The sequence below is a fragment of the Olsenella sp. An188 genome, assembly GCF_002160255.1.
Classification (GTDB): domain Bacteria; phylum Actinomycetota; class Coriobacteriia; order Coriobacteriales; family Atopobiaceae; genus Thermophilibacter; species Thermophilibacter avistercoris.
The window spans coordinates 29568-54418 of the sequence record NZ_NFKF01000009.1 but is presented as its reverse complement, the minus strand read 5'-3'; the positions used below and the strand labels follow the sequence as shown (position 1 = coordinate 54418).

General features: G+C 70.4%; 23 protein-coding genes and 4 tRNA genes. 20 read left to right on the top strand and 7 right to left on the bottom strand.

Annotation, left to right across the window (positions count from 1 at the left end; genetic code table 11):
- Window positions 1-35 precede the first annotated feature (35 nt).
- The 7 genes from B5F23_RS09285 to B5F23_RS09255 all read left to right on the top strand — a co-directional run bounded on the left by B5F23_RS09285 (window position 36) and on the right by B5F23_RS09255 (window position 5068).
- Window positions 36-1097: an NAD(P)-dependent alcohol dehydrogenase gene (locus tag B5F23_RS09285; protein ID WP_087354172.1), complete on the top strand. Its 1062-nt coding sequence runs from the start codon at window positions 36-38 to the stop codon at window positions 1095-1097.
- A 75-nt stretch (window positions 1098-1172) separates the two neighbouring features.
- Window positions 1173-2204, top strand: a complete 1032-nt coding sequence (locus B5F23_RS09280; protein ID WP_087354170.1) for a GTP-binding protein — start codon at window positions 1173-1175, stop codon at window positions 2202-2204.
- Between the two features lie 48 nt (window positions 2205-2252).
- The gene (mazG, locus tag B5F23_RS09275) at window positions 2253-3104 is read left to right on the top strand and encodes a nucleoside triphosphate pyrophosphohydrolase (RefSeq protein WP_087354167.1); all 852 of its coding nucleotides are present in this window, start codon (window positions 2253-2255) and stop codon (window positions 3102-3104) included.
- A gap of 102 nt (window positions 3105-3206) precedes the next feature.
- Window positions 3207-3767: a hypothetical protein gene (locus B5F23_RS09270; protein ID WP_143786401.1), complete on the top strand. Its 561-nt coding sequence runs from the start codon at window positions 3207-3209 to the stop codon at window positions 3765-3767.
- 3 nt (window positions 3768-3770) lie between these two features.
- The gene (locus B5F23_RS09265) at window positions 3771-4781 is read left to right on the top strand and encodes a Ppx/GppA phosphatase family protein (protein WP_087354161.1); all 1011 of its coding nucleotides are present in this window, start codon (window positions 3771-3773) and stop codon (window positions 4779-4781) included.
- Window positions 4782-4820: 39 nt separating this feature from the next.
- Window positions 4821-4905 (top strand) — tRNA-Leu (locus B5F23_RS09260).
- A gap of 87 nt (window positions 4906-4992) precedes the next feature.
- Window positions 4993-5068: transfer RNA gene (locus tag B5F23_RS09255), tRNA-Glu, on the top strand.
- Window positions 5069-5139: 71 nt separating this feature from the next.
- Here B5F23_RS09255 and B5F23_RS09250 read toward each other — a convergent pair.
- Window positions 5140-6096 carry a hypothetical protein gene (locus B5F23_RS09250; RefSeq protein WP_087354158.1) on the bottom strand — a complete coding sequence of 319 codons (957 nt, stop codon included), beginning with the start codon at window positions 6094-6096 and terminating at the stop codon, window positions 5140-5142.
- Window positions 6093-7139: a response regulator receiver protein gene (locus tag B5F23_RS09245; RefSeq protein WP_087354155.1), complete on the bottom strand. Its 1047-nt coding sequence runs from the start codon at window positions 7137-7139 to the stop codon at window positions 6093-6095. Before B5F23_RS09245 ends, B5F23_RS09250 begins: the two co-directional genes overlap by 4 nt.
- Window positions 7140-7438: 299 nt before the next feature.
- On the opposite strand from B5F23_RS09245, the gene B5F23_RS09240 reads away from it, so the two are divergent.
- A complete protein-coding gene (locus B5F23_RS09240; protein WP_087354153.1) occupies window positions 7439-8653 on the top strand; it encodes an iron-containing alcohol dehydrogenase in 1215 nt (404 codons plus the stop codon).
- 128 nt (window positions 8654-8781) lie between these two features.
- Window positions 8782-9612 (top strand): HAD-IIB family hydrolase, encoded by an 831-nt coding sequence (locus tag B5F23_RS09235; protein WP_087354150.1) that lies wholly within the window; start codon window positions 8782-8784, stop codon window positions 9610-9612.
- A gap of 31 nt (window positions 9613-9643) precedes the next feature.
- Here B5F23_RS09235 and B5F23_RS09230 read toward each other — a convergent pair whose 3' ends face one another.
- The gene (locus B5F23_RS09230; protein WP_087354146.1) at window positions 9644-11179 is read right to left on the bottom strand and encodes a Mur ligase family protein; all 1536 of its coding nucleotides are present in this window, start codon (window positions 11177-11179) and stop codon (window positions 9644-9646) included.
- 61 nt (window positions 11180-11240) lie between these two features.
- On the opposite strand from B5F23_RS09230, the gene B5F23_RS09225 reads away from it, so the two are divergent.
- The 4 genes from B5F23_RS09225 to nagB all read left to right on the top strand — a co-directional run bounded on the left by B5F23_RS09225 (window position 11241) and on the right by nagB (window position 13907).
- Window positions 11241-11316: transfer RNA gene (locus B5F23_RS09225), tRNA-Val, on the top strand.
- Between the two features lie 205 nt (window positions 11317-11521).
- Window positions 11522-12250 (top strand): ribonuclease PH, encoded by a 729-nt coding sequence (gene rph, locus B5F23_RS09220; RefSeq protein ID WP_087354220.1) that lies wholly within the window; start codon window positions 11522-11524, stop codon window positions 12248-12250.
- A gap of 24 nt (window positions 12251-12274) precedes the next feature.
- A complete protein-coding gene (gene rdgB / locus B5F23_RS09215) occupies window positions 12275-12898 on the top strand; it encodes an RdgB/HAM1 family non-canonical purine NTP pyrophosphatase (RefSeq protein ID WP_087354143.1) in 624 nt (207 codons plus the stop codon).
- 274 nt (window positions 12899-13172) lie between these two features.
- Window positions 13173-13907: a glucosamine-6-phosphate deaminase gene (nagB, locus tag B5F23_RS09210; RefSeq protein ID WP_087354140.1), complete on the top strand. Its 735-nt coding sequence runs from the start codon at window positions 13173-13175 to the stop codon at window positions 13905-13907.
- Window positions 13908-14084: 177 nt separating this feature from the next.
- Here nagB and B5F23_RS09205 read toward each other — a convergent pair whose 3' ends face one another.
- Window positions 14085-15158, bottom strand: coding sequence for a M24 family metallopeptidase (locus tag B5F23_RS09205; protein ID WP_087354138.1), 1074 nt, complete (start codon window positions 15156-15158; stop codon window positions 14085-14087).
- 211 nt (window positions 15159-15369) lie between these two features.
- Here B5F23_RS09205 and B5F23_RS09200 point away from each other — a divergent pair, with 211 nt between their 5' ends.
- From B5F23_RS09200 to B5F23_RS09190, 3 genes are all read left to right on the top strand, one after another.
- Complete coding sequence (locus B5F23_RS09200; protein WP_087354135.1) at window positions 15370-15666, top strand: Veg family protein; 297 nt, start codon at window positions 15370-15372, stop codon at window positions 15664-15666.
- 12 nt (window positions 15667-15678) lie between these two features.
- Window positions 15679-16560, top strand: a complete 882-nt coding sequence (locus B5F23_RS09195) for a 4-(cytidine 5'-diphospho)-2-C-methyl-D-erythritol kinase (protein ID WP_087354132.1) — start codon at window positions 15679-15681, stop codon at window positions 16558-16560.
- Between the two features lie 15 nt (window positions 16561-16575).
- Window positions 16576-16652: transfer RNA gene (locus B5F23_RS09190), tRNA-Pro, on the top strand.
- A 66-nt stretch (window positions 16653-16718) separates the two neighbouring features.
- On the opposite strand, the gene B5F23_RS09185 is transcribed toward B5F23_RS09190, so the two are convergent.
- Complete coding sequence (locus B5F23_RS09185; protein WP_241145846.1) at window positions 16719-17573, bottom strand: HAD family hydrolase; 855 nt, start codon at window positions 17571-17573, stop codon at window positions 16719-16721.
- Window positions 17574-17677: 104 nt separating this feature from the next.
- On the opposite strand from B5F23_RS09185, the gene B5F23_RS09180 reads away from it, so the two are divergent.
- Window positions 17678-18820: a glycerate kinase gene (locus B5F23_RS09180; protein WP_087354128.1), complete on the top strand. Its 1143-nt coding sequence runs from the start codon at window positions 17678-17680 to the stop codon at window positions 18818-18820.
- Between the two features lie 128 nt (window positions 18821-18948).
- Here the strand turns inward: B5F23_RS09180 and B5F23_RS09175 are convergent, their stop codons facing one another.
- Window positions 18949-19797 (bottom strand): spermidine synthase, encoded by an 849-nt coding sequence (locus tag B5F23_RS09175; RefSeq protein WP_087354125.1) that lies wholly within the window; start codon window positions 19795-19797, stop codon window positions 18949-18951.
- Window positions 19798-19939: 142 nt separating this feature from the next.
- Between B5F23_RS09175 and tatA the strand changes: the two genes are divergently transcribed.
- The 3 genes from tatA (at window position 19940) to lysS (ending at window position 23089) form a co-directional block, all read left to right on the top strand.
- Window positions 19940-20263: a twin-arginine translocase TatA/TatE family subunit gene (gene tatA, locus B5F23_RS09170; protein WP_164484263.1), complete on the top strand. Its 324-nt coding sequence runs from the start codon at window positions 19940-19942 to the stop codon at window positions 20261-20263.
- Window positions 20264-20290: 27 nt separating this feature from the next.
- A complete protein-coding gene (gene greA, locus B5F23_RS09165) occupies window positions 20291-20770 on the top strand; it encodes a transcription elongation factor GreA (RefSeq protein ID WP_087354120.1) in 480 nt (159 codons plus the stop codon).
- Window positions 20771-20854: 84 nt separating this feature from the next.
- Window positions 20855-23089 carry a lysine--tRNA ligase gene (lysS, locus tag B5F23_RS09160; RefSeq protein WP_087354117.1) on the top strand — a complete coding sequence of 745 codons (2235 nt, stop codon included), beginning with the start codon at window positions 20855-20857 and terminating at the stop codon, window positions 23087-23089.
- A gap of 301 nt (window positions 23090-23390) precedes the next feature.
- Here the strand turns inward: lysS and B5F23_RS09155 are convergent, their stop codons facing one another.
- Window positions 23391-24497: a hypothetical protein gene (locus B5F23_RS09155; protein WP_087354114.1), complete on the bottom strand. Its 1107-nt coding sequence runs from the start codon at window positions 24495-24497 to the stop codon at window positions 23391-23393.
- Window positions 24498-24851: the final 354 nt, after the last annotated feature.

The following is a 24851-nucleotide window of genomic DNA, read 5'->3' as shown; positions in this document are numbered from 1 at the left end:
AGCGTGTGAACCACCGACCGAAGGGAAGTGCGCCTATGAAGGGTTACGCAATGCTCAAGATCGGCGAGTCCGGCTGGATCGAGAAGGAGGTTCCGGCCATCGGACCGATGGACGCGCTGGTCAAGCCGCTGGCGGTTGCCATCTGCACGTCCGACGTCCACACGCTGTGGGAGGGCGCCATCGGCGAGCGCCACAACATGATCTTGGGCCACGAGGCCTGTGGCGAGGTCGTCGAGGTCGGCGAGCTCGTCCGTGACTTCAAGCCCGGCGACCGCGTCCTCATCCCGGCCATCACGCCCGACTGGAACTCCCTCGAGGCCCAGGCCGGCTACTCCATGCACTCCGGCGGCATGCTCGCCGGCTGGAAGTTCTCCAACTTCAAGGACGGCGTCTTCTCCGAGTTCTTCCACGTCAACGACGCCGACGGCAACCTCGCCCACCTGCCCGAGAACATCGACCCGGTCGACGCATGCATGCTCTCCGACATGGTCCCCACGGGCTTCCACGGCGTCGAGCTCGCCGACGTGCAGTTCGGCGACTCCGTGCTCGTCATCGGCATCGGCCCCGTGGGCCTCATGAGCGTGGCCGGCGCCTCCATGCGCGGCGCCTCCCGCATCCTCGCCGTGGGCACCCGCCCGGTGTGCGTCGAGGCGGCGAAGAAGTACGGCGCCGACGAGTTCATCTCCTACAAGGACGGCCCCATCGCCGACCAGGTGCTGGCCATGACCGACGGCAAGGGCGTCGACAAGGTCATCGTTGCCGGCGGCGGCGTCGAGACCTTCGAGGACGCCGTCAAGGTCCTCAAGCCCGGCGGCAAGATCGGCAACGTCAACTACCTCGGCGGCGGCGACTTCGTCACCATCCCGCGCGTGGAGTGGGGCGTCGGCATGGGCCACAAGGAGATCAACGGCGGCCTCATGCCCGGCGGCCGCCTGCGCATGGAGAAGCTCGGCAGCCTCGTGAGCTCCGGTCGCCTTGACGTGCACCACCTCGTGAGCCACGTCTTCGACGGGTGGGACCACCTCGAGGAGGCCCTGTTCATGATGCGCGACAAGCCGCGTGACCTCATCAAGCCGGTCGTCAGGATCGAGGGCTAGTCTCGGCTGGCGGACACGTCTGAGCTGCGGGCGGGGGTCCTTCTCGGCCCCCGCCCTTTTACGAGAGGACATCTGATGCGGGTGCTGGTTGTCTCGGGGTTCCTCGGGGCGGGAAAGACGACGTTCATCCAGGAACTCGCGCGCCGCACGGGGCGCGACTTCGTGGTGTACGAGAACGAGTACGGCCAGGCGGACATCGACGCCAAGGTCCTCTCGCAGACCGACGAGCTCTCCGTGTGGGAGTCCACCGAAAACTGCATCTGCTGCTCGGGCAGGCAGGACTTTGCCGCCTCCGTGCTCACCATCGCCAACACGCTCGACCCGGAGTACCTCGTCGTGGAGCCCACGGGCGTGGCCCGGCTCTCGAGCGTGCTGGACAACGTCGACCAGGTGAGCTACGAGCGAATCTCCCTGCTGCAGCCGCTGGTCATCGTGGACGCGGTGGCCTGGGAGCGCCAGCGCGAGCGCTTCGGGGACATCTACCTGGATCAGGTCGCCACCGCGCCGGTGGTGGTGCTCTCCAAGGTCCAGCACGCGGGCGCGGGCCAGGTCGAGGCGGCACGGGCGTGGGTTGCCGAGAAGAACCCGGACGCGCGCATCGTCGACGTGCCGTACGACGAGCTGCCGGACGAGTGGTTCGTCGAGCTGCTGGAGCGCGACCTGGACCCGGGGCGCGCGGCGAGCTCGGCGCCCGCTGCGACCGGTGGCGCCGCGGCCGAGGACGATTTTGAGAGCCTGTCTCTGGCGGGAATCTCGCTTCCCACCGAGAACCACCTGCTGTGGTTCCTGGACGCGCTGGTCGCGGGCGTGTTCGGCGAGGTGGTGCGGGCCAAGGGGTCGCTGCCGTGCGGCGGCCAGTGGCTGCGCTTCGACGTGGTGGACCGTGCGTGGTCGGTGACGGGCGCGGAGCCGTCCGAGGACGGCGAGAAGGGCGCGCTCGGCGTGTTCATAGGCCCCGAGGTGCGCCGGCCCTGGCTGCGCGAGACGCTGCTGCCGCTGGTGCGCGACGCCGTTGCCGCGGGGCGCGCGGACGCGGGTGAGGACGACTCGCTCGACTACCGGGGCGCGCACCACCACGACCACCACGGTCACCACCACCACGACTGAGCCTCGCGGCGCTAGAATCGGGCGAGAAGAACCGACGAGAGGAGCCCCATGTCGCAAGCCGCAGACCGCGTGGACGCGCAGACCGCAGCCCGTCCCGGCGCGCCCACGACGCACCCCGAGTTCGACCGCCTCGTGCGCACGATGTGGCGCCTGCGCCAGCCGGACGGCTGCCCGTGGGACCGCGAGCAGACGCACCGCTCCATCACCAAGAACATGGTCGAGGAGGCCTACGAGGCGGTGGAGGCCATCGAGGCCGACGACACCGCCCACCTCGTCGAGGAGCTCGGCGACGTCCTGGAGCAGGTGGTCCTGCACGCGCAGATCGCCGCGGACGACGGGGCCTTCACCATCGACGACGTGGTCCGCGGCCTCAACGAGAAGCTCGTTCGCCGCCACCCGCACGTCTTTGGCGAGCACGCCGCCGCGTCCGACGGCGGCGAGGTCGTCGACATCTGGGACGACGTCAAGGCCGCCGAGCGCGCTGCCGCGGGGGAGGACGAGCGGCCCCAGGGGCTTCTCGACTCCGTGCCGCGCAGCCTGCCCGCGCTCATGCAGTGCCAGAAGATCTCCAAGCGCGCCGCCAAGGCGGGCTTCGAGTGGCGCTCGGTCGAGGGCGTGTGGGACAAGGTCGCCGAGGAGCGCGCGGAGTTCGAGCGCGAGGCCCCCGGCAGCCCGGAGCGCGCCGCGGAGTTTGGCGACCTGCTCTTCTCGCTGGTGAACGTCGCGCGCTGGGAGGGCATCGACGCCGAGGAGGCGCTCGCGGGGGCAAACCGCAAGTTCAGGCGCCGCTGGTCGCGCGTCGAGGAGCTCGCGCGCGAGCGCGGGCTCGAGGCGGAGTCGCTCGGCGACGACCTCCTCAACGAGCTCTGGGAACGTGCTAAGGCGGAGGAGAAGGCCTGACGCTGCCGCCGCGCGCCGGGGCGTCTGGTATAAAGAGGGGGAGGCGCCGCGCCCACGCGTGACGTCTCGAGCCTGCCAAAACGACCCAGAAACGAAGCCGGCATGAGCAAGACAGCCACACGTCGCGTACCCACGTCCCGCCCGCGCGCCGAGGCCGGCCCGACCCGCCGCCGCGCCGCAAGGCCCGACCGTCCGCCCCGGGGCACCGTGCGGGAGGACCGCACCACCCGCCGCGCGCCGTCGCCGGGCGGCGCGTCCGCCCTGCGCGAGCGCGTCTCCAACCTCGACGCCGCGGGGCTTCTCGCCCGCTTCCGCGTGCCGATCATCGTGGCCGTCGCGCTTCTCGTCGTGGTGGCGGCCCTCTACGGCCCCTCCTGCGACCTCTACCGCCAGTGGCGCCTCGAGTCCGCCCGCTCCCAGACCCTCTCCGAGCTCACCCAGGCCAACGAGGAGGTCCAGGGGGACATTGACAACCTCACGACCGAGGAGGGCATCAAGGACGAGGCCCGCCGCAGGGGCTACGTCGAGGAGGGCGAGAAGAGCGTGGTGGTGGACGGGCTCACCGAGGGCGACGACTCCTCCGACGAGCCCGCGGAGCAGGCGCCTGCCGAGCCCTGGTACCTGGGCGTCACGGACTTCATCTTTGGCTACGAGGGGGACTGACCCATGCGTCTTGCCTGCATCGACATCGGTACCGTCACCGCGCGGCTTGCCGTCGCGGACGTCGAGGGCGGCCGCGTGGTGCGCCTGGCCAAGCACTCGGAGATCTGCAACCTCGGCGAGGGGGTGGACGCCACGGGCCGCCTCAGGCAGGAGGCCATGGAGCGCGTCTTCGCCTGCGCGCGCGGCTACGTGGACTCCGCCCGCGAGGCGGGGGCCGTCGCGGCATGCTGCACGCTCACGAGCGCCGCGCGCGACGCGGAGAACGCCCGCGAGCTGGGTGCCGCGCTCGACTCGCTCGGCCTCGACCCGCTCATCATCCCCGGCGAGGTGGAGGGCGCGCTGACCTTCCTCGGCGTGGCCCAGGACTTTCGCGGCCGGCGCCTCCTCGTGGCCGACAACGGCGGCGGCTCCACCGAGCTCGCGTGCGGTTCGCTGGGCGAGGACGGCACGTTTGAGCTGGCCTTCGTTCGCTCCGTTGACGTTGGGTGCCGCCGCGTGACCGAGAAGTTCCTCGCCTCGGAGGGCCCTGCGCCCAAAGACGATCTGGCCGCCGCCCACGCCTTCGCCGCCCACGCCTTCGCGCCGGTCGTGGAGGAGGGTGGCCTCTGGGCAGCCGGGTCGGGGAGGGCGGCCGCGGACGCGCCGGAGCTGCTCGTGGTGTGCGGCGGCACGGTGACGAGCCTCGTCGCGATCGACAAGGGCCTGGAGCCGTACGACTCCTCGAAGGTCCACCTCTGCGCGCTCCCGCGCGAGCGGGTCGAGGCCCTCGAGGCGCGGCTCGCCGCCCTGACGGTCGAGGAACGCGCCGCGCTGCCGGGCCTGCAGGCCAAGCGCGCCCCGGTCATGCTCGGCGGCGCGGTGGCGGTGTCGGAGCTGATGCGCCAGACGGGGTTCGAGTCGCTCACGGCCAGCGAGTCCGACCTGCTCTTCGGCCTCGCGCTCGCCGCCGCGGCGACGCTCTCGGGCACGGAGTCCCCCGTCGGCTGGAAGCCGACGATGCGGCCGCTGCGCTGAGCGGCCCGCCCGCGCTTGCGCTAGGATGTGTAGTCACGTGGGGGCGTGGCGGAACTGGCATACGCAGCGGACTTAAAATCCGCGGCCGAAAGGATTGTGGGTTCGAGTCCCACCGCCCCTACCATGTACTTCTCGCCGGCGCGCCCCCATGGCGCGCAGGGCCTCCCGGCGGGGCGCGAGCCGTCTGCGCCTCTGGTATACTTAACCGCGCGTCCCCATCGTCTAGTGGCCTAGGACACGGCCCTTTCAAGGCTGTAACACGGGTTCGACTCCCGTTGGGGGCACCACGAGCTGCCTGCCCGGATCGCGCCTGCGCGGTCCGGGCGTTTTCATGGGGCGAGAAGAACCGTGTGGGACGCTACCACTCCAGGTCGTTCTTCTCGGCGAAGCGCGCCCCGGAGGCCGCGAGCCAGTCAAACCCCTGGCACCAGTTGATGAAGTCCGGCACGTCCGCGATGATGGGCTCCGCCTCGCGCACGGCCATCATGCACTCCGCGAGTCCGCAGACGCTCGCCTCGGGGCGGTCGGGGAGGTAGATCTCGACGAAGGTGGGACGCAGCAGCGCGTAGGCCCCGCCGACGCACAGCTCGTCGAGGCCGTGCAGCGCCCGGCGTGCGGCAGGCATGCGGTCGAGCTTGTAGAGCAGAAGGACGCGCGCGAGGTGCGACCAGGCGCTCTCGCGGTGCGAGAAGCGCGCGAGCACGGCGTCGAAGGCGGGCTCGTCCTCGAGCCGGGCGCACGCGAGCATGTGGGTGTGGCGCGCCCCGAGCGGGTCGGAGGGAGACGCGTCCATGACGGAGAGCGCCGCGCTCTGCGCCATGCGAAAGCGCGACGACTCCACGCAGGTGCGGGCCACCGCGGCACGAAGGCGCAGGTGGGGGCGGCAGGAGACGTCCTCCCAGGCGTCGCCGGAGGGCAGCTCGCGGGCAAACTCGCGATCGAGCGAGAGCAGCCCCTCGAGCAGCGGGTCGGGCTCGAGGTCGGCGGCGAGAAGGGAGACCAGCCGCGCGTCGAGGCAGCGCTCGTCCTCAGCCAGCGCACGCTCGCACTCGGCGCGCAGGGCCTCGAGGCGGCGGGCCCGCTCGGCCTCGAAGGCCTCGTCGTCGAGAAGGTCGTCGTGGGAGCGGCTCTCGCGGTAGGCGTCGAGGGCGCGCGCGAGCACGAGCAGCGCGCGCTCGGGGGCCGCCTCGGCAAACGCGGCGGGGTTCTCGCGCACGGCGATGAGCAGCTCCTCGAACGCCTGGTCGGACAGGCCCCCCATCTCGGCGCGCCGGCGCTCGGCGCAGCGCGTCACCAGCTCGTCCCACGCCCTCACTGCCGCGTCACCCCCTCGCCCCCGGAGATCCGGGAGGCCTCGTCCGCCGCGGTCGGGTCGAGCTCGGAGACGGCCTTGGCGACCCACGACCCGAGCACGCCGCGGCCGGAGCGGTCGCTGCCCTCCTGCAGCAAGACGATGCCCTCGCTCACGGCGATGATGATCTCGTCCTCGCCGTAGGGCTGCACGCGCAGGCGGGCGAACTCCCCGTCGGGCAGCTCGCTCTGGCGGATGAGCGCAAACCCGCACTTGGGATAGGTCGCAAGCAGGTGCGAGAGGCCCTCGCGCGCCGCGGAGAAGTCGCAGCGCTTGTGGGCGAGCGCGACCTCGGCGAGCGTTATCCAGGCGTCGTCGGCGGCGCGGAGCGGGGAGATGGTCGCGTAGCGGCGGCGCAGGTCGGCGAGCCCCTCCTCGTCCTCGAGCTTGGCGAGGGCGTAGGCGAGCGTGAAGCGCACGTCCGAGAGGTCGCGCGGGTCGGACGCGAGCAGCCGCTCGGCCGCAGCGACGGCGTCGTGGTTGCGGCCGCAGATGAGCGCCTGCTCGGCCATGGAGGCGAGCCAGCGCCAGTAGGGGCGCATGGAGATCGTGGCCCCGAGCGTGCCCCGCTCGCCCCCGAGCGCCTCGATGACGCGCTCGCGCTCCTCCTCGCAGGAGGCCTGGACCTCGTCGACGCGCCCGGCGAGGAACCAGTAGCGCTCGTCGATCGAGGAGGTCTGGGCGGACGAGCGCATGCGCAGCGCGTCCCAGCAGGACGCGTCGAGGGAGAGCGCCTCGTCGAGAAGCGCCCGGCCGCGGGAGATGAGCTCCTCGGCCTGGGCGTCGGTGGCAAACGGCAGCCGGTAGTCGATGGCCTCCGTCGCGAGGGTGACGAGGTGGAAGGCGCGGTCGGCGTCGGACTGGGGGAGCGAGTCGCGGTTCTGGGCGAAGCGCCGCCCGAAGGTGGCGAAGGCGCGCGAGGCGGCGAACGGGTCGTCCCCGTCGAGCTCGAGCGCGTAGCGCAGGCTCAGCCTCTGGTAGTCCTCGCGCCTTGGATCGTGTGCCATCTCTCCTCCCCTCTCTGCCTATGGTAGCCGAGAAGCGCCCGCGCGGCTCGGCTCGGCGGCCCAGCGCTGCGCGCCTGCCGCTCGCCCGCCAGAAAACACCACGTAAACGCCTATATTTGCCGCTCGCCGGACGCCGGAAAACCCCCAAATGGCGCGAGGGGATTTCGCTATACTGTAGCCGACCGTGCGGCGGGACCTCGCGCGGCCGCGGTACTTCTCGTTTCGGCAAAAGGCGGGGGAGATGCCCCCGCTTGCGATCCGTCGCGGTGGCGGCGGCAAATGAATTGGAGGAGTGTGTTATGGGACGTTTCACCAACCCGCGTGACCTGTACTTTGGCGAGGGTGCCCGCCACGAGGTGAAGAACCTCAAGGGCGAGCGCGCCGTCATCGTCACCGGCGGCGGCTCCATGCGTCGCGGCGGCTTCCTGCAGGACGTCGAGAACGACCTCAAGGAGGCCGGCTTCGAGGTCAAGCTCATCGAGGGTGTCGAGTCCGACCCGTCCGTCGAGACCGTCATGAACGGCGCGGCCGTGATGTCCGAGTTCCAGCCCGACTGGATCATCGCCATCGGCGGCGGCAGCCCCATCGACGCGGCCAAGGCCATGTGGATCAAGTACGAGTACCCCGAGACCACCTTCGAGGACATGTGCAAGGTCTTCGGCCTGCCCAAGCTGCGCACCAAGGCCCACTTCTGCGCCATCTCCTCCACCTCCGGCACCGCCACCGAGGTCACGGCCTTCTCGATCATCACCGACTACTCCAAGGGTATCAAGTTCCCGATCGCCGACTTCGAGATCACGCCTGACGTGGCCATCGTCGACCCCGAGCTCACCTACACCATGCCCGCCAAGCTCTGCGCGCACACCGGCATGGACGCCCTGACCCACTCCATCGAGGCCTACGTCTCCACCGCCGGCTCCGCCTACACCGACGCCAACGCCCTCTACGCCATGCGCGAGATCGTCGAGTGGCTCCCCAAGAGCTACGCCGGCGACAAGGAGGCCCGTCAGCACATGCACGACGCCCAGTGCATCGCCGGCATCGCCTTCTCGAGCGGCCTGCTCGGCATCGTGCACTCCATGGCGCACAAGACCGGCGCCGCCTTCACCGGTGACCACATCATCCACGGCTGCGCCAACGCCATGTACCTCGGCAAGGTCATCCAGTTCAACTCCAAGGACGCCCGCGCCAAGAGCCGCTACGCCTACATCGCCAAGGAGGTCTTCCACCTCGCCGGCGAGACCGAGGACGAGCTCGTTGCCGCTCTCGTCCAGATGATCCGCGACCTCAACGACAAGATCGACATCCCGCAGGGCATCAAGAACTACGGCAAGGGCGGCGTCAAGGCCGACGAGTCCGTCATCGACTACGCCGAGTTCGAGGAGAAGAAGAGCCGCATCGCCGTCGACGCCATCGGCGACGCCTGCACCGGCTCCAACCCGCGCCAGCCCACGCCCGAGGAGATGGAGAAGCTCCTCGAGTGCGTCTACAACGACGTGGACGTGGACTTCTAGTCCAGCCGCTCGCGCGAGCATCGCACGACTCGAGGGCCGGGACCTCTGCGTCCCGGCCCTTTTCCTGTCGGTTCCCTTACACGGGTCCGCTACAATGGCGCGTCAGGCACAGACGAGAGGGAGGGCTCATGGGCGAGAAGGGCGGCGCGGTCGCGTTCTTTGACGTCGATGGGACGCTGGTGTGGCACGACATGGAGAAGGCACGCACGTCGGGCGCCGACGCGGTCTTCTCCAGGCCTCGGCCGACCGACGGCGTGTACGGGGCGTTTCGGCGCATGCGCGCGGCGGGGCACCGCACCTTCATCTGCACGGGTCGCCACGTGCCCTTCATCCCGGACACGCTGCTGGACCTCGGCCCCGACGGCGTCATCGCGGGCGCGGGCGCCTACGTGCGCGTGGGCGACGAGGTCGTGCGCAACGCCGTCGTCGAGAACGACCTGCTCATGGAGGTCGCACGGCGCTTCGTCGAGGCCGGGGTCAGCGTGACGTTCGAGGGCGTCGAGTGCAACCTCGAGCTGCGCCCGGACGGTGCCCCGGCAAGCTTCGCGAGCTCAGAGCTCGCGCACGACCTCGCGGGGGTCGAGCGCGCGATCGGCCGCCACAGCTTCTGCAAGTTCTGCGTGAGCGACGTCACGCTGGACGACATCGCGCCCGTCCGCGAGTTCTGCGAGCGGTACTTCACGGTCTGCGACCTGCAGTACAGCACCTACGAGTTCTCGCTCGTCGGCGTGGACAAGGGGACCGCGATCGACGTCGCGCTCGAGCGCCTCGGCCACGGCCGCGAGCGCACCTTCGCCTTCGGCGACTCGGAGAACGACCTCTCCATGGCCGATCACGTCGAGACCTTCGTCGCCATGGGCAACGCGCTGCCCGGCGTCAAGGCGCGCGCGGACTACGTGACGGACTCCGCCGCGGACGACGGCGTGGTCACGGGCCTGGAGCACTTCGGCCTGATCTAGGGGATGCGGACCCTAGAGGGGGGTGGCCCCCTTAGGGCCGCTGCGCGTACTTCTCGGCTGCCTCGAGGAAGACCTCGCCGTCGGTGCGGCAGGGGACGAACTCGTCGCCCACGTGCTGGCGGGTCTCGTCCCCCTTGGCGAGCAGGCACACGAGCGCGGGCCCCTCGCCCTCAAAGCCCAGCTCGACAGCACGGCGGATGGCGGCCTCGCGGTCGTAGATGACCTCGTGGGAGGTTCCCGCGGGCGTTGCCGCGACCATCTGGGCGCAGATCTCCTCCACCGGGTCGTGCGCGGGGTCCTCCTCGGTGTAGATGAGGTGGTCGGCCCACTTGGCCGCCTCCTGCGGCAGCTCCGTGCGGCGCTCGTAGGCCTTGCCGCCGGGCGCGCCCATGACCACGATGATGCGATGTCCCGGGAACTCCTTGGTCACGGACGAGAAGAACCTCTGGTAGGAGAGCTTGTTGTGGGCGTAGTCCACGAGCGCGACGACTCGGTCGCCCGGCTCGCCGATGAGCTCCATGCGCCCGGGCGTCTTGGCGCGCGCGAGGCCGGCGACTACGCGCTTCGCGTCGATGCCGAGCAGCTCGCACACGGCGATCGCGGCGAGGGCGTTGTCGACGTTGAAGAGCCCGGGCATCGCGAGGGTGATCGTTGCCTCCCAGCTGGGGGTGTGCGCGACGAAGCTCACGCGGCCGAGCTCGGAGCGCACCTCGGACGCCCACACGTCCGCGCCGTCCGCCCCCTCCGCCGAGAAGCGCAGCGCGCGCGGGCAGCGCGCGGCCCGCGCGGCGATCACGTCGGCATGGTCGCAGTCCATGTTCACCACGGCGCTTCTCGCCTGGTCGAAGATGCGCAGCTTGCTCTCGAAGTAGTCCTCGAAGCTAGGGTGCTCGACGGGGGAGATGTGGTCGCGGCCGATGTTGAGGAAACACGCCACGTCGAGGTCGAGGCCGACCACGCGGTCGTACTTGAGCGCCTGGCTCGAGACCTCCATGTCGAGGACGGGCAGGCCCGAGTCGCGCGTGTTGGCGATGTGGCGCCAGAGGTCGGGCGACTCCGGCGTGGTGTTGTGGCTCTCGAAGTGCTCGACCCCGTCGTAGGTGTCGATGGAGCCGATGACGGCGGTGCCCGAGCCGACCTCGTCGCCGTCGAGGATGGCGCGCAGCATGTAGGAGACCGTCGACTTGCCCTTGGTGCCCGTGATGCCCACGACGCGCACGTCGCGGTCGGGGTGGCCCCAGGCCTCGGCCGAGACGTGCGCCATCGCGCGGCGCAGGTCGCTCGCGACGAGGGCAGGCGCGGCGGGCGCCGTCTCGGCGAGCTCGGCGGCGTGCGCCTCGTCGCAGAGGTAGGCGACGGCGCCGAGCTCGAGCGCGCTCGTGAGGTAGGCGGGCCTGAACGCCGCGCCCTTGCACACGAAGACGTGCCCCGCGCGGGCGACGCGCGAGTCGCAGTCGGCGCCGGTGACGGGCGTCGCGCCCGCCTCGGCCGTGAGGTTGTGAGTGCCTGCAAGCAGGCCCTGCTCATCGAGGAGCGCGGCCAGCGAGGCGAGTGTCGTCGTATTCATGGGGCCTAGTATACGTCCTGCGACCGGGCGTGTCTGCGGACGTGGTAGACTCGTGCCACTCGGGCGATTGGCGCAGCGGCTAGCGCAGGTGCCTTACACGCACAAGGTCGGCGGTTCGAACCCGTCATCGCCCACCACAAACGCCGCGGCGCCGCTTCAGGCAGGGGCGGCGCCGCTCTCTTTGGGCGTCCGGGGCGCTCGTCTCGAGGTCATGGGGAAATAATCCACATTTGGCTTTGTGATGGCGACAAAACCCCAGTTGGGCTTTGGGAGCGGCTGCCCAAATGTGGATTAATTTCCCGAGGTCACCGGTCACGGGCCTTGGAGAGGGGAGTGGACATCATGGCAGGTGGTGCGAGGCCGTCGGGCCGCGCGGCGGACGAGATGCGGCAGGTCACGCTCACCCCGGGCGTGCTGAAGAACGCCGCCGGCTCGTGCCTCGCCGAGTTCGGCGACACGCGCGTGCTCTGCGCGGCGAGCGTGGAGGAGGGCGTGCCCGCCTGGCGCAAGGGCGCGCACGCCGGCTGGGTCACGGCCGAGTACGCGATGCTGCCGGCCTCCGGCAGTCGCCGTACCCCGCGCGAGTACCGCGGGCGCAAGGGCCGCTCCATGGAGATCGAGCGCCTCATCGGGCGAAGCCTGCGCTCCGTCGTGCGGCTCGACCGCCTCGGCGAGGTGACGATCACGCTCGACTGCGACGTCATCCAGGCCGACGGCGGCACGCGCACGGCCTCGGTCACGGGCGCGTGGGTGGCGCTGCACGGCGCGCTCTCGAGCCTCGTCGAGCGGGGCCGCCTGCCGCGGCTCCCGCTCACCGGCCAGGTGGCGGCCGTCTCCGCGGGCATCGTGGGCGGCATCGCCCTGCTCGACCTGGACTATCCCGAGGACAGCCACGCCGAGGTCGACCTCAACCTCGTGGGCACCGGCGACGGCCGGATCGTGGAGGTGCAGGGCACCGGCGAGCGCTCCACGCTCGACCGCGCCCAGCTCGACGCCCTGCTCGACCTGGGGCAGGCGGGCGTGGCGCGCCTGTGCGAGCTGCAGCGCGAGGCGACGGGCTACCGGCTGTAGAAACCGAATCGAGGGGAGAAGGACATGGCACACCTCAGCATCAGCGAGCTCGACCCCGCGCGCACCGTGGTCGTCGCGACGGGCAACGCGCACAAGGTCGTGGAGATCGAGGCGATCCTCGCGCCGGCGATGCCCGGCGTGCGCTTCGTGGCCCTCGGCGAGCTCGGGGACTTCCCCGACCCGGTCGAGGACGGGCAGACCTTCTTTGACAACGCCCTCATCAAGGCGCGCGCGGCCCAGGCGCAGACCGGCCTTGCCATGGCCGTGGCGGACGACTCGGGCCTGTGCGTCGACGCCCTCGATGGCGCGCCGGGCATCTACTCCGCGCGCTGGGCGGGCGAGCACGGCAACGACGCCGCCAACAACGAGAGGCTCATGCGGGAGATGGATGGCGTCGCCGACGAGGCCCGCACCGCCCGCTTCCACTCGAGCGTGGTGCTCGTGCGCGGCGACGAGGTCCTGCGCGGCGACGGCGACTGCGAGGGCGTGGTCGGGCATGTCCCGCGCGGCAGCCACGGCTTTGGCTACGACCCGCTGTTCCTTCCCGCCGAGACCCCCGGCAAGACCATGGCCGAGCTCACGCTGGACGAGAAGAACCAGATCTCGCACCGCTTCCACGCGCTGGAGGACCTGGCGTCCAAGCTGTAGCCGCCGGGAGCCGCCTGCCCCCAAAAGCCGTCACGCCGCGGGGCGCTTCTCGCCGTTCGCGGAATGCGTCTGGCCGGAGGCACCCCGCGGTGGCATCATCAAAGCGTCTGGGGCGGTGCGCCTCAGGTCGCTGTGGACGGGCAGGGGCCTCGACGCGGCGAGTCCTTCTCATAGCTTTGCGCGACCTCGCCCTGGTGGTCGCAGTCACATTGGCCGCGGCCGATGGGGCCGCACGGCGGGCGGGGAGGCCCGCCGCTGTTAGAAGGGACGCACCATGAAGATTCTGCGCGCCAAGGACTACGCCGACATGAGCCGCAAGGCGGCCAACATCATCTCGGCGCAGGTCATCCTCAAGCCCGACTGCGTGCTGGGCCTGGCCACCGGCTCCACGCCCGTTGGCACCTACAAGCAGCTCATCGAGTGGAACCACAAGGGCGACTGCGACTTCTCGCAGGTCCGCACCTACAACCTTGACGAGTATCGCGGCCTTTCCCACGACGACCCGCAGAGCTACCACTACTTCATGCGCGAGAACCTCTTTGATCACGTCAACATCGACCTGGCCAACACCCACGTGCCCGACGGCGCCAACCCCGACGCCGACGCTGCCTGCGCCGAGTACGACCGCATGGTCGCCGCCGCCGGCTATCCCGACCTGCAGCTCCTTGGCATCGGCAACAACGGCCACATCGGATTCAACGAGCCCGACGACCACTTCTCCAAGGGCACCCACTGCGTCGACCTGACCGAGTCCACCATCCAGGCCAACAGCCGCCTGTTCGACCGCATCGAGGACGTCCCGCGCCAGGCCTACACCATGGGCACCCAGACCATCATGTACGCGCGCCAGATCCTCGTGATCGCCAACGGCGAGGCCAAGGCCCAGGCCGTCCGCGACATGTGCTTCGGCCCCGTCACGCCGAGCTGCCCCGCCTCCATCCTGCAGCTGCACACCAACTGCGTGGTGGTCGCCGACGAGGCCGCGCTCTCGCTCTGCCCGACCGAGTAGTCCTTTTCGGAAGCGGCGGGGCCGGCGGGAGCCTCCGTGCTCAAACAGTTTCGCGACGGGGCGAGAAGAACTATCTTCTCGCCCCGTCGCTGCAAAACTGCGCGCGGAGGTTCCCGCCGGCCCCTGTGGCTGCAACGCCTCCCATGCGCACGGAGGCAATCGCCGGCACGCCCGCTGCTACAGAACCGTAAGGCCCTTCGGGTAGCGGTTGAGGACCTCGCAGCCGTCCTCGGTGACGATGACGAGGTCCTCGATGCGCACGCCCATGTCGCCGGGCAGGTAGATGCCGGGCTCGATGGAGAAGCACTGGCCGGGACGGACGGGCTCGTCGTGGGTGGCGGAGACGTCCCCGGGCTCGTGGTCCACGAGCCCGATCTGGTGGCCCAGGCGGTGCGTGAAGGCCGCGCCCCAGCCCGCGTCCTCGATCACGCCCCGCGCAGCGCGGTCGATCTGCGCGAACGTCACGCCGGGGCGCACGATCTTCTCGGCCGCTTCGTTGGCGCGCAGCACCGCGTCGTAGACGGCGCGCTGGTGTGCCGTGGGCTCGGCGGTGAAGAAGGTGCGCGTCATGTCCGAGCAGTACCAGTCGCGCTTGCAGCCCACGTCAAAGAGGACCATGTCGCCGGACGAGAGCGGGGTGTCGTCGGGCTCGTGGTGCGGGTCCGCCGCATGGTCCCCGAAGCTCACGATGGGGGAGAAGGAGTGGTCCTGCGCGCCGAGGCGGCGGTACTCGCCGAGCAGGGCGTCGGCGATCTGGCGCTCGGTGACGCCCGGGCGGACCTGGTCGACGAGCCAGGTCATGGCCTCGTCGTTTGTGGCCGACGCCGCGCGCATGAGCTCGCGCTCGCGCGCGTCCTTGACGGAGCGGGCGTCGTCAACCGCGTACGAGGCGAGCACGAAGGAGCTGGCCGCGCCCGACTCCATGAGCGGCACGAGCCACCGGGCGGCGAGGTCCTTGTCCACGCCGAGGGGGCGCGTGCGGTCGGTGTGCTCGCAGACCAGGGCGACGGGGTCGTCGGTGTCGGAGAAGCCCACCACGCGCGCCCCGCACCCGGAGGGGTCGGGGAAGAGCTGGTTTGCAAAGAGCACGGGCTCGCCCTCGGCGCGCACGAGCAGCGCGAGGAAGCGCTCGTAGGGCTCGGTGTGGTAGCCGCACAGCCACCAGATCGAGAGCGGGTCGACCACGAGCGCCTGCGAAAGGCCCCGGTCGGCCAGGTTGGCCCTCACCCTCGAAAGACGCGACTCGTCCATCCTGCTCCCCTCGTCCGGTCCTGCGGGCAGTGTAGCAGACGCGGGATGATGCGGGGGACAGGCGCTTCTCGTCATCCCGTGGTCAACATTCCCGGGGGGATGGTCTTATCGTGACGCCTTGACTCCGCGATTGCCGAGCTTTCGATTGCGGCATATGATGAAATTTGCGGCATTTTGGCTATTTCGCCCGTCCGGGCGTGCGGAGGTTCATATGGACAACGAGATTCCTCCCGTCAACCGCGTTGACGAGATTCGAGAGCAGCTTCACGAGCTCGAGGGCAAGCGCCTCAAGGTCAAGGCTAACATGGGTCGTTCGCGCATCGTAGAGCGCACCGGCACGCTCGTGCACGCGCACCCGTCGCTGTTCGTCGTCGAGGTCGAGGAGCGTCGCGGGCGCACGGCACGCCAGTCGTACCAGTACGTCGACGTCCTCACCGGAACCGTCGAGCTCTTCGACATCGAGTCCGGTGAGCGCCTCTTCGACTTCGTCGAGCCCGCCGGCGAGTAGCCGGCCCCCGGCATGGCCTCTCCCACGGTCGTCACGACCCCCTGCAAGGTCAACCTCCACCTGGGCGTTCACCGCGAGAAGGACGCGCGGGGCTACCACCGCGTCGACTCCGTGATGGTTCCGGTGGGGCTCTTCGACGTGGTGAGCGTGGAGGATGCCCCCTCGCTCGAGGTGGCCTTTGACCCGCCCCTCGGCATCGAGCCGCAGAGAAGCGGCGTGTGGAGGGCGGCGAGCATGCTTGCCGAAGAGCTCGGCACGAGGCCCTCGGTGCGCGTGAGCGTGAGGGCCAGCATCCCCGAGCGCGCGGGGCTGGGAGGCTCGTCTGCCGACGCGGGCGCGACGCTGCGCGCGCTCGCCGCACGCTGGGGCGTCGACGCGCTCGACGAGCGCGTGGTGTCGGTCGCCCGCCGCGTCGGCGCCGACGTCGCCTTCTTCCTCGACCCCACGCCCTCGCTCTGCACCGGCGCGGGCGACGTCCGGGAGCGCACGTTTCCCACGATTGAGATCCCGGTCGCGCTCGTGATGCCCGGCGCCGAGGGCGGCTCGACCGTGGAGGCCTACGCCGAGTTCGACCGTACCGGCACCGACCCCGCACCCTACGACTCCCTCTGCGAGGCGCTCGAGGCGTCCGACGCGGCGCGCGTCGCGGCGGGCCTTCACAACAACCTCGCACCCGCCGCCTGCGCCCTCTGCCCGGAGGCCGGCGAGGTCGAGGCCTGGCTGCGAGCCCAGGACGGTGTGACGGGGGCGCAGGTCACGGGCTCCGGGACGTGCTCGTTTGCCCTCTGTGAGAGCGTCGCCGCAGCGGAGGCCGTGGCCGCGCGCGCGACTCGCGAGCGGGGCTGGCGCGCCTGGTCAACAAAAACAGTTGGTTTGCCGGAGGAAGTCTGCTAGAATACTCCCTCGCTACGGGTTGTGGCTCAGCTTGGTAGAGCGCTCGGTTCGGGACCGAGAGGTCGCTGGTTCGAATCCAGTCAACCCGACCACGTAGACGCACGGGCCGTCGAGGTTCTTCTCGGCGGCCCGTTTTGTGTCCTTGCGGCACCCTGTGGCTAGACCGCGCCCTCGCGCCGAGCGGTGGCGAGCATGTGGCGTGGGACCGCATGCAGCGCGCAGCTGCCGATGACGTGGCCGGCGGCCCGCTTTGCCGAGTCGCTGGCGCCGCGCGTGGCGTAGGCGTGCGAGAAGCGCGCGAGCATGGCGAGGTCGTTGCCGCCGTCCCCGTAGACCGCCACCTCGTCCTCTCCGATGCCGAGCCACCCGGCCAGCCACGCGACGGCCTCCCCCTTGTTGACGCTCGCGTCCGTGAGCTCGAAGAGCTCGCCGTCAAAGGACGCGTTCACGAGCGTGCTCGCGTGCTCGGCGACAAACGCGTCGAGCTCGCGCCGCTCGCCGGGGTCGGGGGTGCGGCAGTTGACCTTGCACACCCGTCGCGCCAGCACGTCGACGTCCCCCTGGTCAAAGCGCTGGTCGGGCGGGGAGGGGCGCCTTCGCTGCCGCCATGCCACGAGGCGCCCCACGGGGCCCTGCGACGGCAGGTAGCCGGCGGCGAACTGCTCCCGGGAACCCCGGACGAGCGTGAGCTCGGAGTCTATGCAGCTGAAGCAGCAGCCGGGAAAGGCGGCGAGAAGCTCCTCGAGGGTGGCGGGGTCGATCGGGACGTCGCGCAGCAGGGACCCCCGGGCGTCGCGGACGAAGGCCCCGTTGCCGCTCACCGTCTCGATCGGCAGCTCGCCAAACCCGAGCTCGCGCGCATGGTGCACCGCCCGCCCGGTGGCGAGCGCCACGTGGCGACCGCCCTCGAGGACGCGGCCGAGCCGCGAGAGGATGGCGCGGTCCGTCTCGTGCAGCACGTTGAAGAGCGTTCCGTCGAGGTCGCTGGCAAAGAGCTTTATCAGGGAGACCACCTGCCTTGCGTGTCCTTTTTGCGCGAACCAGTATAGTCCGCGCCCTTTTGCGTGCGTTGCGCCGGGCCTACAATGTGGGCAGTCGGCGAGCAGGGGAGGCTCACGTGAACGCGGCACCGCGATTCGTCTTTGCGTCGGACTCGCTCAAGGGGACGCTCTCCTCGGCCGAGGCGGCCCGGCTGCTCGAGGCCGCGGCGAGGCGGCACTTCCCGGGCTGCGAGTGCGTGCGCGTCCCCATGGCCGACGGCGGCGAGGGAACGGTCGCCGCGCTCGTGGAGGCCTGCGGCGGGGAGCTGCGCCGCGCCCGCGTGAGCGACCCGCTGGGCCGGCCCGTGGACGCGGCGTACGGCCTGCTCCCGGGCGGACGCGCCGTCATCGAGATGGCCGCCGCCTCCGGGCTGACCCTTCTCGCCCCGGGCGAGAAGAACCCTCTTCTCACGAGCACCTACGGCACCGGCGAGCTTGTCCGCGCCGCGCTCGATGCGGGGGCGCGCGACGTGACGCTCGCCATCGGCGGCAGCGCGACCAACGACGGCGGCATGGGCTGCATGTCGGCGCTCGGCGCCCGGTTCCTTGACGCGGGCGGCCGCGAGCTCTCCGGTCGCGGCGCCGACCTCGCGCTCGTGGCGCGCCTCGACCTCTCGGGGCTGGACGCGCGCGTGCGCGACACCGCCTTCCACCTCATGTGCGACGTGGACAGCCCGCTCACGGGGCCGGACGGCGCGAGCGTGGTCTTTGGGCCGCAGAAGGGCGCGAGCCCCGACGAGGTGGCCGAGCTGGACGCGGGGATGCGCCGCTACGCGCGCGTGCTCGAGGAGACGTTCGGCCGGGACTTCGACGTGCCCGGCGCCGGCGCGGCGGGCGGCCTCGGCGCGGCGGCGATGGCGTTTCTCGGCGCCCGCGCGGAGAGCGGGGTCGGACGCGTGCTCGAGCTCACGGGCTTCTCGACGACCCTTGCCGGCGCCGACCTCTGCGTCACGGGCGAGGGCCACGCGGACGCCCAGACCGCGCGCGGCAAGGTGGTTGCCGGGGTGGCGGCGGCGTGCGAGCGCGCCGGGGTGCCCTGCGTTGCCGTGGTGGGCGGCATGGACGCCGACGCCGCGCGCGTGCCGGGGCTCGCGGCGATCGTGCCCGCGGCGATCGACCCCATGCCGCTGGAGGAGGCGCTGGCGCGCGCGTCCGAGCTCTACGAGCTTGCGGCGGAGAGGCTCTTCTCGCTGCTTGCCCTGGGCGCGCGCCTCGGCTAGGCCGGCGAACCTTCCACGAATCTATCGGGCCGGGCGCAAAATGTGCCCGCCGTGTCGTTGCTCGTGCATAAGTCAGACTTCGCGGCGAGAAGAGCCCGGCGAGAAGAACCCCGGCGAGCCGCGCGCCCCTAGCGCACCACGACGGCGCCCTCGGGCAGCGCCACCGGCGCGTCGGTGGCCACGAAGGCGTTGTTGCCGGGCTTCTCGGGAGCGTCGGGCCACTCCGGCACGTAGGCCACGCGCGCGAACTCGCGGCCAAAGGCCTCCTCCACCTCGCGCAGGGTCCGCGCGCGGCGCCCCTCGCAGGCGCAGCGCACGTTGGCGAGGTACACGCCCCCCTCGGCCAGGTGCTCGCGGATCACGCGCGCGCCCTCGTCGGTGGTGAGCGGGCCGAGCGGGCGCTTCCCGGAGAACGCGTCGTTCACGATCACGTCGTAGGGCTCGGTCGCGCCGCGCACGAACTCCCAGGCGTCGCCCGTCACGAGGCGCAGGCGCCCCTCGCGCTCCGCCCCGGTCCGCTCGAGGCACTCGTCGAGGAAGAAGCTCTCGCGGGCGAGGCGGGTGATCGCCGGGTCGATCTCCACCACATCCACGCGCGCCGCGGGGACGTAGGCGGCCAGGTACTTGGGCAGCGAGTAGCCGCCCCCGCCCATCACCATCACGCGCAGCGGCCGCTCGCGGCTCGCCCCGCGCGCGGCCACCATGCCCTCGATGACCTCGGCCATCTCCCGGTGGTAGACGCACGCGAGCTCAAAGCGCAGGTCCTCGGGCACGTAGCAGCCGCTCTGGAAGGTCCCGTTGACGTTGAGCAGGCGCACCGGCGTCCCGTCGGCGTTCTGCGAGTCAAACACGAGGGTGAGGCCGAACTTGGTGCGCAGCATGTCGACCCCGCGGCGGCGCAGCAGCCACGGCATGGCGGCCAGGACGGCGGTGCACACCACGGTCAGGACGAGAAGGGCGATGATGAGCTCGGTCACGGGACCTCCCGGGCTTCGGGCAAGAAACCGTGTTTCTCGCGTTTTAGAGATTGTGAGTAACGCGCAACGTCGGCTATACTAGCTGATGCTGTATTGGGCCTAGGGGCCCATCTTCGACATCGCACCGGAAGGACATCTCATCATGTTTCTTGGCATGGGCATCCCTGAGCTCGTCATCATCGTCGTCATCGTGCTGATCATCTTTGGGCCCAAGAACCTCCCCAAGATCGGCTCCGCCCTTGGCAAGACCGTCAAGAACGTCCGCGAGGGCATGGAAGAGGGCAAGGACGAGAAGGACGCCGAGTCCCCGATCGAGTCTCACGACGACGTCGAGGTCATCGAGGACGAGGACGACGCCGACGCTCCCGAGCAGGCTTCCTCCGACTCCGTGTTCTGCTCCAAGTGCGGTGCCAAGAACGCGGCCGACGCCGAGTTCTGCTCCAAGTGCGGCAACAAGCTCAACTAGCGGCACGCGTGAGGTAGGGGGCAGCACATGGACAGCACCAAGAAGATCGAGCTCACCGCCGAGGGCCGCCAGCGCCTCGTCGACGAGCTTGCCTACCGCGAGGGCGAGAAGCACGACGAGATCGTCGAGCGCATCAAGGAGGCCCGCGGCTTCGGCGACCTCTCCGAGAACTCCGAGTATGACGCCGCCAAGGAGGAGGAGGCTCGCAACGCCGCGCGCGTGAACGAGATCCGCCAGATCCTCTCGATGGCGACCGTCGTCGAGGCGGGCTCCGGCCACGCCCTCACCGTCTCCATCGGCACCACGGTGGAGCTCGAGGACGAGCACGGCAAGAAGTCCACGTTCACCATCGTGGGCACCACCGAGACCAACTCGCTCGAGCACAAGATCTCCAACGAGTCCCCCGTGGGCAGCGCCCTCGTGGGCCACAAGAAGGGCGACGAGATCGAGGTCGTCGCGCCCTCCGGCAAGACGAGGAAGTACACCATCACGGGGATCTCCCGCTAGACTTCCTTACCCAAAGCAAGCGAGGCGCCCCGTGTCTGCAGAGCCGCAGGTACGGGGCGCATCTGTGAGATGACAGGAGAGACAATGGCCCAGGAGACCAACGCCGCGAGCGCCCAGGGCGCCGCAACCGCAACCGACGAGCGCACGATGCGCCGCGCGCGCCGCCAGGCGCTTCTCGACGCCGGCGTGAACCCCTATCCCATCCACGCCGAGGTCACGGCGCATGCTGCCGAGCTCGAGGAGCGCTACGCCGAGCTGCCCGACGGCACGGACACCGAGGACGTGGTGAGCGTCGCCGGCCGCATCCGCGCCTTCCGCAAGCAGGGCAAGGCGGCCTTCATCGTGCTCGAGGACGTGAGCGGCCAGATCCAGCTCTTCTGCCGCCATGACGTCCTGGGCGAGAAGGGCTGGGAGCTTCTTAGCCAGCTCGACCTCGGCGACATCCTCGGCGCCACCGGCGCCGTGCTGCGCACGCGCCGCGGGCAGCTCTCCGTCTCGCCGACCTCGCTGACGGTGCTCTCCAAGTCCCTGCGCCCGCTGCCCGAGAAGTTCCACGGCCTCACCGACCGCGAGGTGCGCTACCGCCAGCGCTACGTGGACCTCATCATGAACCCCGAGGTGCGCGACGTCTTCCGCAAGCGCAGCCAGATCGTCAGCCTCATCCGCCGCTACATGGAGGCCGACGGCTACATGGAGGTCGAGACGCCGATGATGCACGCCATCCTCGGCGGCGCCAACGCCAAGCCCTTCGTGACCCACTTCAACGCGCTCGACCGTGACTTCTACCTGCGCATCGCCACCGAGCTGCCGCTCAAGCGCCTCATCGTGGGCGGCATGGAGCGCGTCTTCGAGATCGGCCGCAACTTCCGCAACGAGGGCATGGACCTCACGCACAACCCCGAGTTCACCTCGATGGAGGCCTACTGCGCCTACTCCGACCTCGAGGGCATGAAGCGCCTCTCCGAGGGCCTGTTCAAGACCATCGCGCGCGAGGTCTGCGGCTGCGAGGAGGGCCACGAGGTCATCACCTACCAGGGCCAGGAGATCGACCTCTCCGGCACCTGGGCGAGCCGTCCGCTCTCCGAGATTGCCTCCGAGTGCGTGGGCGAGCACGTGGACATGGACACGCCGATCGAGCACCTGCGCGAGCTCTGCGAGAAGAACGGCATTGAGGTCCAGCCGAGCTGGGGCGCCGGCAAGCTCCTCTTTGAGCTCTACGACGAGCTTGGCGAGAAGACCATCGTCAACCCCACCTTCGTCTGCGACTACCCCGAGGAGGTGTCCCCGCTCTCCAAGCGCAAGGCGGAGGACCCGCGCCTCACCGACCGCTTTGAGCTCGTCATCGCCGGCCACGAGTACGCCAACGCGTTCTCCGAGCTCAACGACCCCGTCGATCAGGCGGGCCGCTTCGCCGAGCAGGTGGCCGCCAAGGGCCTGGGCGACGACGAGGCCATGGGCTACGACTACGACTACGTGCGCGCGCTCGAGTACGGCATGCCCCCGGCGGGCGGCATCGGCTACGGCATCGACCGCATGGTGATGCTCTTCTGCGACCAGGCCGCCATCCGCGACGTGCTGCTCTTCCCGGCCATGAAGCCCGAGACCGTGACCCGCGCGGACATTCAGGCGCAGGTCGAGGGCGCGGTGACGGACAACGCGGCCGCCTCGGTGGACGACATCGCCGCCGACGCCGAGAAGGTCACGGCCGCCGTCGTCGAGGCTCCCGCCGCGCTCGACGCGGGACTTGGCCGCGAGGCCGCGCTGGCGCTTCTCGCCGAGCACAACAAGGAGGAGTTCCACCTCGAGCACGGTGCCACGGTGGGCGGCGTGCTGCGCCAGTTCGCGCTCGAGATGGACCCCGAGAACGCCGACTTCTGGGAGGTCGTGGGCATCCTGCACGACCTCGACTGGGAGGAGCACGGCGACGACCCGGTGGGCCACACCGTCTACGCGGCCGAGTGGCTGCGCGCGGCCGGCGGCAGCGACGCGCTCGTGCGCGCGGTGCAGTCCCACAACTCGGACAACAACCCCGACCTCCCGGCGCCCGAGCTGCCCATGGAGAAGGTCCTCTTTGCGGTGGACGAGCTCACCGGGCTCATCGGGGCGGCCGTGATCATGCGCCCGAGCAAGTCCGTCATGGACTTCGAGGTCAAGTCGCTCAAGAAGAAGTTCAAGGACAAGCGCTTCGCCGCCGGCTGCGACCGCGAGGTCATCCGCAAGGGGGCCGAGCTCTGCGGCTGGGAGCTCGACGAGCTCTTCTCGCGCACGATCGACGCGATGAAGGCGATCGCGCCGGACCGCGACACCTTCGGCAAGTAGGGGAGCGGCCCCCGATTCCACGTTCTTCTCGCCAGAGGCACGGCCCGCACCTGGTGCCCGCACCGCACCTGAGGCCCGCACCGCACCCATGGCCCGCACTGGAGGCCCGCACCCACCAGGTGCGGGCCTCCCCTCGTCCCCGGCGGGCACTCGGCGCCGCCGCGCGGGCGCGGCACCGCACTTGCCGCCGCCGGCCCCTCGCACCGACCGCACCCCTCGGGTGCGGGCAAGAGGTGCGGGCGAGAGGTGCCCGCGCGAGGGGCTCCGACGCGGGAAGCGCCAGTCCCGGGCGTGCGCGCGCCTACCAGGAGGGCTTCTCGCTCGGGACCGCCGGAAGCATCTGGCTGAGAAGAACCGTGCGCATGTGCGTGGACCCCTCGTCCGCGAGCGCCCATCGCACGTGCGACTCATAGCCGGGCCCCTCCCGCCGTGCGAGCGAGTGCGCCACGCACGCGAGGTAGCTGTTTAGGGCCGCGATGTTGCGGACGTTCTTGTAGCTCGCCGGATATGCGGAGATTCCACAGCTTTGATAGTCGCGGATGCGCCGCTGGTCCTCCTCAAAGGCCGCCTCGCTCACGTGCACCCGGCCGTTGTATTCGGCCGCGGTCCTGTGCCCGGGCCAGTGGAAGTCAGGTCGCATCGTCGTGTGCTCCACGAACGGGAGGTCCTCGCACGGCCATGCGATGGGCTCGTTCTCCAGGAACGCGGGCGACTCGATGCCGCCGAGGTGCGTCGCCAGCTTAAAGGCAAACGAGAGCAGGGTCTCCTCCGGCGAGCCCGACCCGGACTGCGAGAGGCCCGCGGCGAGCCGGGCGTTGCGCAGCCCGCGTATGCCGGACACCTCGTCGAGCAAGGCGAGGATGCGCTCTGGGGTCGCGATGGGTTCGAGCTCGAAGAGGCAGGTGCCAAAAGCCGGGTCGGCCGGGTCGCGCACGTACGAGCCGCATGCCTCCATGGGAAAGGTGAGCAGCCTGAAGAGCGCCGCGTTTGGGCTGAGCGCCCCGCGCTCGACCATCATTCTGAGGTTCTGCTCCATGCGAACGAGGTTGAGCCCTGGCGACTCGACGAATAGCCGGCAGGTCTCGTCGCCAAGATCGGCCCACGGGTCCCCGTCGGAATGGAGGACCTCGAGGAAGGCGTCCTCGGGCAGGGTGGCGAGAAGCGCGCGGGAGGAGAGCGAGCGCGACTCGCTTCTCGAGGACCGCGTGAAGAAGTCGAGCTCGAGCGGTGCGGCGGGGGAGAAGCCGCTCATGATCTCGGGCAGACAGGTCCTGAGGGCGCGCAGGTCCGGTGGCGCCGGGCGTCGCGTGAGGTGCGCGTCACCTGCGGGGACGAGCAGGAGCTCGGGGTCGCGCCGCGCGAGGCGTGTAAGCTTGAGGGAATCCGTGCCAGCAAGAAAGACGTCCATGGCTGCCTCCGAGGTCGGGTGTGGGAAGTGTGGCCGCAGAGGCTTGCAGATCTCTTCCACCAGGCTTTCGGCAGCCTTACGCGAATCTCCGCCGGCCGGAAAGACGGGCCGCTCGACGACCCTGTCCCAGCCGAGTGCCCATGACCTGGCGAGAAGGACCTCGCGGCCTTTCTTCGCAAAGGAGACACAAGTGCGAGGTCCTTCTCGCCCGTGCCTCCCGTGTTGGAGCTCCGCGCCACCGCGCTTCCCGCGTCGTAGCCCCTCGCGCGGGCACCCCTCGCCCGCACCTCTTGCCCGCACTCGAGGGGTGCGGTCGGTGCGAGGGGCCGGCGGCGGCGAGTGCGGTGCCGCGCC